Genomic DNA, 9,602 nt, shown 5'->3' with positions numbered 1-9,602 from the left:
GATCTGGCCTGACCGGCAAGATCCGAAAGAGACGGCCTCGGCCCGCTTGTCGGCGGGCGACAGTAGGGTGGTTGGCATGGCCGACCCTTCCAGCTACCGCCCCGAGCCGGGGCAGATTCCCGACTCCCCGGGGGTCTACAAGTTCCGCGACGAGCACCGCCGGGTGATCTACGTCGGGAAGGCCAAGAGCCTGCGCCAACGGCTGGCCAGCTACTTCCAGGACCTCGCCGGACTGCACCCCCGTACCGCCACCATGGTGACCACGGCCGCCGCCGTCGAGTGGACCGTGGTCTCCACCGAGGTCGAGGCGCTCCAGCTCGAGTACTCCTGGATCAAGGAGTTCGACCCCCGGTTCAACGTCAAGTACCGGGACGACAAGAGCTACCCCTCCCTCGCCGTCACCATGAACGAGGACTACCCGCGGGTCCAGGTCATGCGCGGGCCCAAGAAGAAGGGCGTGCGCTACTTCGGCCCGTACGGGCACGCCTGGGCCATCCGCGAGACCGTCGACCTGATGCTCCGGGTCTTCCCCGTCCGCACCTGCTCCGCCGGGGTGTTCAAGCGGTCCGCCCAGATCGGCCGCCCCTGCCTGCTCGGCTACATCGGCAAGTGCTCCGCGCCCTGCGTCGGCCGGGTCACCCCCGAGGAGCACCGCGAACTCGCCGAGGACTTCTGCGACTTCATGGCCGGCCGCACCGGCACCTACCTCACCCGCCTCGAACAGCAGATGCACGAGGCCGCGGAGGAGATGGAGTACGAGAAGGCCGCCCGGCTGCGCGACGACATAGGGGCCCTGCGCCGGGCGATGGAGAAGAACGCGGTCGTGCTCGCCGACGCCACCGACGCCGACCTGTTCGCGGTCGCCGAGGACGAGCTCGAAGCGGCCGTGCAGATCTTCCACGTCCGCGGCGGCCGGGTCCGGGGCCAGCGCGGCTGGGTCACCGACAAAGTCGAGGCCGTCGACACCGCCGGGCTGGTCGAGCACGCCCTCCAGCAGCTGTACGGGGAGGAGAAGGGCGAGGCCGTCCCCAAGGAGGTGCTGGTCCCGGCCCTGCCCGAGGACACCCCGGCCCTGAGCCAATGGCTCGCCGAGCGGCGCGGCTCGCAGGTGAGCCTGCGCATCCCGCAGCGCGGGGACAAGAAGGCGCTGATGGAGACCGTCCACCGCAACGCCCAGCAGTCCCTCGCCCTGCACAAGACCAAGCGCGCCTCCGACCTCACCACCCGCTCGCGGGCCCTGGAGGAGATCGCCGAGGCGCTGGAGCTCGACGGCGCGCCGCTGCGCATCGAGTGCTTCGACATCTCCCACCTGCAGGGCGACGACGTCGTGGCCTCCATGGTCGTCTTCGAGGACGGGCTGGCGCGCAAGGGAGAGTACCGGCGCTTCCAGATCAAGTCCTTCGAGGGCCAGGACGACGTCCGCTCCATGCACGAGGTGGTCTCCCGGCGCTTCCGCCGCTACCTCCAGGAGAAGCTGAAGACGGGGGAGTGGTCCCCCGAGGACGGTGACGACGGGCAGCAGCCCGAGGACGACGGGCGCCCCCGGCGCTTCGCGTACCCGCCGCAGCTCGTCGTGGTCGACGGCGGGCAGCCGCAGGTGGCCGCCGCCAAGCGGGCCCTGGAGGAGCTGGGGATCGACGACGTCGCCGTGTGCGGCCTCGCCAAGCGGCTGGAGGAGGTCTGGCTGCCCGGGGAGGACGACCCGGTGGTGCTGCCCCGCAGCAGCGAGGGCCTGTACCTGCTCCAGCGGGTCCGTGACGAAGCCCACCGGTTCGCCATCCAGTACCAGCGCAACAAGCGGGGCAAACGGCTGAAGGCCGGCCCTCTCGACGAGGTTCCCGGGCTCGGCGAGAGCCGCAGGCTGGCCCTGATCAAGCACTTCGGTTCGGTGAAAAAGCTGAGACAGGCGACAATCGACCAGATCTGCGAGGTCCCGGGCATAGGCCGCAAGACGGCCGAGACCGTGGCCGTGGCCCTCGCCCAGGCCGTTCCCGCCGGTCCCGCCGTCAATACGGCGACCGGGGAGATCATTGAGGATGAGACCCCCGCGTCCGCGGGAGCAGCATCCGATCGGGGGACCGAGCAATGACCGAGCGCGAGACCCGCCAGGGCCGAGGATCCGAGCAGGATTCCGGAAGTGGCACCGAAGACATCGCATCCGAGTACGACCGAGACGGAGCACAGGTGAGTACGGGCACGACAGTGGAGCCCGGAGATACCGCCGAGGCGGCCATCCCCGAGCTGGTGATCATCTCCGGTATGTCCGGGGCCGGCCGCAGTACGGCGGCAAAGTGCCTGGAGGACCTCGGCTGGTTCGTCGTCGACAACCTCCCGCCCGCGCTGATCACCACCATGGTGGAACTCGGCGCCCGCTCGCAGGGCAATGTGGCGCGCATCGCCGTCGTCGTCGACGTCCGAGGCCGCCAGTTCTTCGACGCGCTGCGCGAATCCCTCGCCGACCTGGAGACCCGCGGGGTCACCCGGCGGATCGTCTTCCTGGAGTCCTCGGACGACGCCCTCGTCCGCCGCTTCGAGTCGGTCCGCCGCCCCCACCCGCTCCAGGGCGACGGGCGCATCGTCGACGGCATCGCCGCCGAGCGCGACCTGCTGCGCGAGCTGCGCGGCGACGCCGACCTGGTCATCGACACCTCCAGCCTGAACGTGCACGAGCTGCGCGCCAAGATGGACGCCCAGTTCGCCGGCGACGAGGAGCCCGAGCTGCGGGCCACCGTCATGTCCTTCGGCTACAAGTACGGGCTCCCCGTCGACGCCGACCTCGTCGTCGACTGCCGCTTCATCCCCAACCCGCACTGGGTCCCGGAGCTGCGCCCCTTCACCGGCCTCAACGAGGAGGTGTCGGGCTACGTCTTCAGCCAGCCCGGCGCCAAGGAGTTCCTCGACCGCTACACCGAGCTGCTCCAGCTCATCGCCACCGGCTACCGCCGCGAGGGCAAGCGGTACGTGACCATCGCGGTCGGCTGTACCGGCGGCAAGCACCGCAGCGTCGCCATGTCGGAGAAGCTCGCCGCCCGCCTCGCCTCCGAAGGAGTCGAGACCGTCGTCGTCCACAGGGACATGGGGCGCGAGTGACCGGACGTACCATGCGGCTCCGCCGCCTGCGCCGGCTCACCACCGGCAAGGGCGAGGATCCTGCGGGCCGCACGGGCCTGCGCCGGGGCGAGGCCCCCGAGGCGGTCTCGCCCAAGGTCGTGGCGCTGGGCGGCGGCATGGGCCTCTCGGCCTCGCTGACCGCCCTGCGCCGGATCACGGGCGAGCTGACCGCCGTCGTCACCGTCGCCGACGACGGCGGCTCCAGCGGCAGGCTGCGCGAGGAGCTCGGGGTCCTGCCGCCCGGCGACCTGCGCAAGGCGCTGGCCGCGCTGTGTGGTGACGACGACTGGGGCCAGACCTGGTCGCGGGTCATCCAGCACCGCTTCCAGTCCAAGGGCGACCTGCACGAGCACGCCGTCGGCAACCTGCTGATCGTCGCCCTGTGGGAACAGCTCGGCGACCCCGTCCAGGCCCTGGACCTCGTCGGCAAGCTGCTCGGCGCCCAGGGCCGGGTGCTGCCGATGTCGGCGGTCCCGCTGGAGCTCCAGGCCCTGGTCAAGGGCCATGATCCGGCCCGCCCCGAGGACGTGGACACCGTACGGGGGCAGGCCACCGTGGCGCTGACCCCCGGCGAGGTGCTCTCCGTACAGGTGGTGCCGAGCGACCCGCCGGCGGTGCCGGAAGCGGTCGCGGCGGTGCTCGACGCGGACTGGGTCGTACTCGGTCCGGGGTCCTGGTTCTCGTCGGTGATTCCGCACCTGCTGGTGCCCGAATTGCTCGACGCGCTGGTCGAGACCAAGGCCAGAAGGGTGCTCTCGCTGAACCTCGCACCACAACCCGGCGAAACAGAGGGCTTCTCTCCGCAGCGTCATTTGGAGGTTTTGGCCCGACACGCCCCTAAACTCGCCCTGGACGTGGTGCTGGCCGATCAGGCTGCCGTGCCCGATCGCGAGTCCCTCGCCGATGCCGCAAAACGGTTCGGTGCCGCGGTCGAGCTGGCGCCGGTTGCCCGGCTGGACGGCTCTCCGAAGCATGATCCGGAGCTGCTTGCCGCCGCGTACGACCGTATTTTTCGGATGCATGGAAGGATCGGCCCATGGCGATGACGCCCGCGGTGAAGGATGAGATCGCCCGCCTGCCTGTCACCCGCACCTGCTGCAGGAAGGCGGAGGTCTCGGCGATCCTTCGGTTCGCGGGCGGGTTGCACCTGGTGAGCGGCCGGATCGTCATCGAGGCGGAACTGGACGCGGGGATCGCGGCCCGCCGCCTGCGCAAGGACATCCTGGAGATCTTCGGACACTCCTCGGATCTGGTGATCATGGCTCCGGGCGGCTTGCGCCGGGGCAACCGGTACGTGGTGCGGGTGGTCGCCGGCGGTGACCAGCTCGCCCGCCAGACCGGCCTCGTGGACGGCCGCGGCCGTCCGATCCGGGGTCTGCCCCCCCAGGTGGTCTCCGGGGCCACCTGTGACGCCGAGGCGGCCTGGCGCGGGGCCTTCCTGGCCCACGGCTCGCTGACCGAGCCGGGCCGCTCCTCCTCCCTGGAGGTCACCTGCCCCGGTCCGGAGGCCGCCCTGGCCCTTGTCGGCGCCGCCCGCCGGCTCTCCATCGCCGCGAAGGCCCGTGAGGTCCGCGGCGTGGACCGGGTCGTCGTACGGGACGGGGACGCCATCGGCGCCCTGCTGACCCGCCTCGGCGCCCACGACTCGGTGCTGGCCTGGGAGGAGCGGCGGATGCGGCGCGAGGTGCGCGCCACCGCGAACCGCCTCGCCAACTTCGACGACGCCAACCTGCGCCGCTCGGCGCGGGCCGCGGTGGCCGCCGGAGCCCGGGTGCAGCGTGCCCTGGAGATCCTCGCCGAGGAGGTCCCCGAGCACCTCGCCGCGGCCGGCCGGCTGCGCATGGAGCACAAGCAGGCCTCCCTGGAGGAGCTGGGCGCGCTCGCCGACCCGCCGCTGACCAAGGACGCGGTCGCGGGCCGGATCCGCCGCCTGCTGGCGATGGCCGACAAGCGGGCCCAGGACCTCGGGATCCCGGGCACCGAGTCGAACCTCGACCTCAGCGACAGCGAGGAGCTGGCCGACAACATGGCCGGCTGAGCGAAAACCGCCTCCGAAAGGGGCCCGCACGATCACTCGTGCGGGCCCCTTTCCGGTATGCCCCATTGACATGAGCATGGGCTGGTCGTGAGCCTGTCGTCCGAAGCCTTCGTGGCAGACGGAGGCTTACGTGGCAGACGACGCCCAGGGGGGCACATGAGGCACCGCGCGAGATCGATCCTCGCCGCAAGCGCATTCGTCTTCGGCACCACACTCGCCGCACTACCCGCAGCGGCCCAGGCCCAGCCCGGTCCGGCGGACAAGTCCGCCGCCGACGAGGTGCGGGTCTACGACGCCGACATCACCAAGGAGCAGGTCCCGCTGGTCCTGGCGGCCGGCCAGGACGCGCACGAGCTCTCCGAACGCGCCCCGGAGACCGGGACCGCCAAGGTCGAGCTCTTCCTCACCGGCGGACAGGCCGAGGAACTGGCGGCGCAGGGGATCAAGCTCGCCGAACGCAAGGTCGGGGCCAAGGCCGCGGCACGCTCGCTGGCGGCCGGCGACGGGGTCTTCCGCCCGTACAGCGGCAAGGGCGGGCTCCAGGAGGAGATCCTGCGCACCGCCCAGGAGAACCCGGGCCTCACCAAGGTCGTCTCCATCGGCAAGACCGTCCAGGGCAAGGACATCCTCGCCCTCAAGGTCACCAAGAACGCCAAGAAGTCCAGGGACGGCGCCAAGCCCTCCACGCTCTACATGTCGAACCAGCACGCCCGTGAGTGGATCACTCCCGAGATGACCCGGCGGCTGATGCACCACACCCTCGACAACTACGGCAAGGACCAGCGGATCACCAAGCTGGTGGACTCCACCGAGCTGTGGTTCCTGCTCTCCGCCAACCCCGACGGCTACGACTACACCTTCGCCCCCGACGGCCAGCGGCTGTGGCGCAAGAACCTGCGCGACAACAACGCCGACGGCAAGATCACCGCGGGCGACGGCGTCGACCTCAACCGCAACTTCGCCTACAAGTGGGGCTACGACAACGAGGGCTCCTCGCCCAACGAGTCGAGCGAGACCTACCGCGGCGCCAAGGCCTCCTCCGAGCCCGAGACCGTCGCCCTCGACAGGTTCCAGAAGCGCATCGGCTTCGAATACGGCATCAACTACCACTCCGCGGCCGAGCTGATCCTCTACGGCGTGGGCTGGCAGGTGGCCACCCCCACCCCCGACGACGTCGCCTACAAGGCCCTCGCCGGCACGCCGGAGAACCCGGCCGTCCCCGGCTACTACCCACAGGTCTCCTCCGAGCTCTACACCACCAACGGCGAGGCCGACGGGCACGCCGCCAACGCCAACGGCATCATGATGTTCACGCCGGAGATGACCACCTGCCAGACGGCCTCCGCGATCGACCCGGACGACCAGTGGAAGCCCGAGGACTGCGCCTCCGGATTCAACTTCCCGGACGACGAGAAGCTCATCCAGGCCGAGTTCGCGAAGAACATCAACTTCGCGCTCTCCGTGGCCGAGAGCGCCGAGCGTCCGGACCAGCCGAAGTCCTCGCTGGGCCTGACCGCCGCGGACTTCACCCTCGACCCCTTCACCACCTCCTACGCGGCCCGCGGCGAGGACCAGAAGGTGGCCGTCACGGCCCGCAAGGCACTGAAGGACAAGGAGCTCAACTACCGCATCAACGGGGGCCGCACCCACGACGAGGACCTCGAGGCCTGGAAGGGCGGTGAGGTCTACGGCGGGGAGGACAACAGCTGGTTCGACGAGTACCGGGCCGAGGTCGAGGGCGCCAAGCCCGGCGACAAGGTCGAGGTCTGGTTCACCGGTCGCGACCGCGGCAAGCAGGTCTCCAGCGAGCACTTCACGTACACGGTGGCCGCGCGGCCCCGCGCCGACGTGCTGGTGATCGCCGAGGAAGGCGCCCCGGCGCAGCACGCGCAGTCCTACGTCGACGCCCTGCGCGCCAACGGCAAGAGCGCGGCGGTCTGGGACGTGGCCGTCCAGGGCGCCCCGCACCACCTCGGAGCCCTCTCCCACTTCCGTACGGCCGTCCACTACACCGGGGCCAAGTCCCCGGGCGGCGACACCCAGCTGGCGGTACGCGACTTCCTCAACGAGGGCGGCAAGCTGATCGAGGCCGGCGAGCTGGCGGGCGGCAACGCCCAGGTCGGCCGCGCCGTGACCAACGACTTCAGCCAGTACTTCCTCGGCGCCTACGGCCGCGCCGGGGTCACCGGTCCCACCGGCTTCACCGGCGCGGGCTCCCTGACCGGAGCCAAGGGCGCCCTCGGCGACGCCGCGGGCAACCCGCTCGACCGCCCGGGCTCCTACACGGTCACCTCCGACACCCTGCCCGCGGCGCAGTTCCCGCAGTTCAAGAGCGCGCAGTCGGGCCAGTACGCCGGAGTCGTGAACCCGTACGCCCCGTACGCCGGCGCCTCGATGGCCTCGGCCACGCACGCCGACGACGACTGGAAGCGCCTCACCCGCACCATCGACCTCACCGGGGTCACCGCGGCCGACCAGCCGAAGCTCAAGATGGCGCTGAACTGGAACACCGAGGAGGGCTACGACCACGCGGTCCTGGAGTCCCGTACCGCGGGCGGCGACGACTGGACCACCCTGCCCGAGCTGGGCGGCCTGACCACCACCACCGTTCCCGAGGAGTGCGGGGCCGGGTTCTTCATCAACGGCCACCCGTTCCTGCGCCGCTACCTCACCCTCGACGCCGGGGGCTGCACCCCGCAGGGCACCAGCGGCACCTGGAACTCCTTCACCGCCTCCTCCGGCGGCTGGAAGCAGGTCTCCTTCGACCTGAGCGCGTACGCGGGCAAGACCGTCGAGGTCTCCCTCGCCTACATCACCGACCCGGGCTCGGGCGGCCGCGGAGTCTTCGCGGACGAGGCCCGCGTCTCGATCGGCGGCGCCGACCAGGCGGTCGAGGGCTTCGAGTCCTCGTTCGGTGTCTGGACCGCCCAGGGCGCACCTGCCGGAAGCCCTGATGTTCCGGGCGATTGGTCCCGGTCGGGCGAGCTGTTCAAGTCCTACGCCTCCGTCACTACGCGTGACACCGTGCTCCTGGGCTTCGGCCTGGAACACGTGCCGGCCGCGGCCGACCGCGCCGTACTCGTCAGTAAGGCGCTCCGCTCGCTGAACCACTGATCAGAGCCCCCGACCGGGCTCACCGTGAGTGACCGGGCACAAAGTCCCCGAGGTCCCGTACTCGTCTTGGAGTGCGGGGCTTCGGGGCGTGTCACAGGATGGTCGATGTCACTCCGAAGCTCACGGAGAGGTAGTGTCGTAAGCGGTCGGGGACATCCCATACAGCTCGCTGGCGGACAGGCCGGCGCACCAACGAGGAGATCGGTTCGTGACGATCCGCGTAGGCATCAATGGTTTTGGCCGAATTGGCCGCAACTACTTCCGGGCGCTCCTGGAGCAGGGAGCGGACATCGAGATCGTCGGTGTCAACGACCTGACTGACAACGCAACCCTGGTTCACCTCCTCAAGTACGACACGATCCTGGGCCGTCTCAAGGCCGAGGTCAGCCACACCGACGACACCATCACCGTCGGCGGCAACACCTTCAAGACCTTTGCCGAGCGCGACCCCGCGAACCTCCCCTGGGGCGAGCTGGGCGCCGACATCGTCATCGAGTCGACCGGCATCTTCACGAAGAAGGCCGACGCCGCCAAGCACATCGCGGCCGGCGCGAAGAAGGTCCTCATCTCGGCTCCGGCCAAGGACGAGGACATCACGATCGTGATGGGCGTCAACCAGGAGAAGTACGACGCGGCCAACCACCACGTCATCTCCAACGCCTCCTGCACCACCAACTGCGTGGCGCCGATGGCCAAGGTCCTCCTCGAGAACTTCGGCATCGTCAAGGGCATGATGACGACGGTCCACGCGTACACGAACGACCAGCGCATCCTGGACTTCCCGCACTCGGACCTGCGCCGGGCGCGCGCCGCCGCCGAGAACATCATCCCGACCACCACCGGTGCCGCCAAGGCCACCGCGCTGGTCATCCCGGAGCTGGCGGGCAAGCTCGACGGCATCGCGATGCGCGTCCCGGTCCCCACCGGTTCCGTGACCGACCTCGTCATCGAGCTCGAGCGCGAAGTCACCAAGGACGAGGTCAACTCGGCCTTCCAGAAGGCCTCTCAGGGCCAGCTCAAGGGCATCCTGGACTACACCGAGGACGCGATCGTCTCTTCCGACATCGTGAACTGGCCGTACTCCTGCACCTTCGACTCCTCCCTGACGATGGTCCAGGGCAAGAGCGTCAAGGTCATCGGCTGGTACGACAACGAGTGGGGCTACTCCAACCGCCTCGTCGACCTGACCGTGTTCGTCGGCGGTCAGCTCTAAGCACCAAGGCAGGCACCACGATGTGAGCACCGGGGCTCGGGCAGCGCGATGAAGCGCTGTACGGGCCCTGTTGCTTGCCTCGTACCCCTCTCGTCCCGCACGGGTAAAGTCCTGGGCTGGGAAAAG

At 70.0% G+C, this 9,602-nt stretch carries 6 protein-coding genes; all 6 read left to right on the top strand.

Annotation, left to right across the window (positions count from 1 at the left end; translation table 11 throughout):
• Positions 1 to 76 precede the first annotated feature (76 nt).
• Positions 77 to 2,089, top strand: a complete 2,013-nt coding sequence (uvrC, locus tag ACFWBW_RS09015) for an excinuclease ABC subunit UvrC (RefSeq protein ID WP_385369816.1) — start codon at positions 77 to 79, stop codon at positions 2,087 to 2,089.
• A complete protein-coding gene (gene rapZ, locus ACFWBW_RS09010; protein ID WP_385369814.1) occupies positions 2,086 to 3,090 on the top strand; it encodes an RNase adapter RapZ in 1,005 nt (334 codons plus the stop codon). Before uvrC ends, rapZ begins: the two co-directional genes overlap by 4 nt.
• Entirely contained in the window at positions 3,087 to 4,157 is a 1,071-nt protein-coding gene (yvcK, locus tag ACFWBW_RS09005) for a uridine diphosphate-N-acetylglucosamine-binding protein YvcK (RefSeq protein WP_385369812.1), read from the top strand. Before rapZ ends, yvcK begins: the two co-directional genes overlap by 4 nt.
• Complete coding sequence (whiA, locus tag ACFWBW_RS09000; RefSeq protein WP_112449750.1) at positions 4,148 to 5,149, top strand: DNA-binding protein WhiA; 1,002 nt, start codon at positions 4,148 to 4,150, stop codon at positions 5,147 to 5,149. The genes yvcK and whiA overlap by 10 nt, the downstream gene beginning before the upstream one ends.
• A gap of 156 nt (positions 5,150 to 5,305) precedes the next feature.
• Positions 5,306 to 8,263 (top strand): M14 family zinc carboxypeptidase, encoded by a 2,958-nt coding sequence (locus ACFWBW_RS08995; RefSeq protein ID WP_385369810.1) that lies wholly within the window; start codon positions 5,306 to 5,308, stop codon positions 8,261 to 8,263.
• A gap of 208 nt (positions 8,264 to 8,471) precedes the next feature.
• Positions 8,472 to 9,476: a type I glyceraldehyde-3-phosphate dehydrogenase gene (gene gap / locus ACFWBW_RS08990; protein WP_243338363.1), complete on the top strand. Its 1,005-nt coding sequence runs from the start codon at positions 8,472 to 8,474 to the stop codon at positions 9,474 to 9,476.
• Positions 9,477 to 9,602 lie beyond the last annotated feature (126 nt).

Origin of the sequence: Streptomyces sp. NPDC059957 (assembly GCF_042730015.1) — a bacterium.
GTDB lineage: Bacteria > Actinomycetota > Actinomycetes > Streptomycetales > Streptomycetaceae > Streptomyces.
This window is presented reverse-complemented; position numbering and strand designations above follow the sequence as displayed.

Coding starts and splice junctions, on each gene's coding strand:
- uvrC (WP_385369816.1), top strand. CDS start 77: ATGGCCGACCCTTCCAGCTACCGCCCCGAGCCGGGGCAGATTCCCGAC.
- rapZ (WP_385369814.1), top strand. CDS start 2,086: ATGACCGAGCGCGAGACCCGCCAGGGCCGAGGATCCGAGCAGGATTCC.
- whiA (WP_112449750.1), top strand. CDS start 4,148: ATGGCGATGACGCCCGCGGTGAAGGATGAGATCGCCCGCCTGCCTGTC.
- ACFWBW_RS08995 (WP_385369810.1), top strand. CDS start 5,306: ATGAGGCACCGCGCGAGATCGATCCTCGCCGCAAGCGCATTCGTCTTC.